Consider the following 987-nt stretch of genomic DNA (forward strand, 5'->3'; position numbering starts at 1 on the left):
CTAGATCGCTGATGTGAAATTTGGGTTAGTGATCGTAGGCGATCAGGGATCGTTTCACGGGTGCGCCGATGTTCCAGTTGTGCCAGATGACAGCGTTGAGGGCGAGGATGCGCTGGCTGATGCGTGCCCAGAGGCCGTCTGGGTGGCGGGCGTTGTGGCGTTCGAGGCCGAGTTGGTTCTTCAGCGTCCAGATGATCGCTTCGATGCGCTGGCGTAACCAGCCGGGGAAGGGTAGGGCAGGTCCGGGCTCGTCTTCGCGGGCGGGCCGGATCAGATGGTGGCCCAGATCAGCTGCGGCTTTCTCGATGCCGGCGCCGGCGAACCCCTTGTCGCACACGATCGGGCACGGCCCGGGTGCGATCGGGGTGACGTGCAGCAGGTGCAGTGCCTGCTTGCGTTCGTCGAGTTCCTTGGGGCAGGCCAGGCTGAAGGCGGTCACCGCGCCGTCGGCGGTGGTGATCAACATCAGCTTGGCGCCCCAGTAGAAGGCGTGGTGGGACTTGTCCATGCCGTATCCGGCGATCTCGCCCAGGCTTGACCGGTTGACCGTCACCCGCGAGGCGCCGCACCGGACCGGGGTGCCGTCCATCAACCGCAGCGGTTCGTGCCAGGTCGGAACCTGGCGGGCCATCCACAAGGCCGCCGCCGACATCTGCGGGCCCAGCTCTCGCAGCTGCCGGTTGTAGACGGCCTGAGAGGGCAACCGCGGGAACAGATACCGATCCGGGCCGCCGCGACCCGCAGCCAGTAACGCTCCTGATCGCAACGCAGCAGTACCTGAGCCACCGCCACGACCACCGCCTCGGCCGAGGTCAGCACCGGGGGCCGGCCCCGTCCGCGAGGCCGTCCCCGCGAAGGCATCACGTGATCGTCCAAGTAGACATAGAGTGCGGTCAGAAGGGCGTCCAAGTCTGTCTTCACACACCGACCATGGACGCCCTTCGTCACGCCCGCAGCCGATCACCAAATTTCACATCAGCGATCTAG

General features: G+C 66.0%; 1 protein-coding gene. It reads right to left on the reverse strand.

The annotated features are described in order from the left end of the window. Positions 1-25: 25 nt before the first annotated feature. Entirely contained in the window at positions 26-703 is a 678-nt protein-coding gene (locus tag ACBI99_RS45775) for a transposase (protein ID WP_375075417.1), read from the reverse strand. Positions 704-987: the final 284 nt, after the last annotated feature.

The organism is Nonomuraea sp. ATR24, from assembly GCF_041950485.1.
Taxonomy (GTDB): domain Bacteria; phylum Actinomycetota; class Actinomycetes; order Streptosporangiales; family Streptosporangiaceae; genus Nonomuraea; species Nonomuraea ceibae.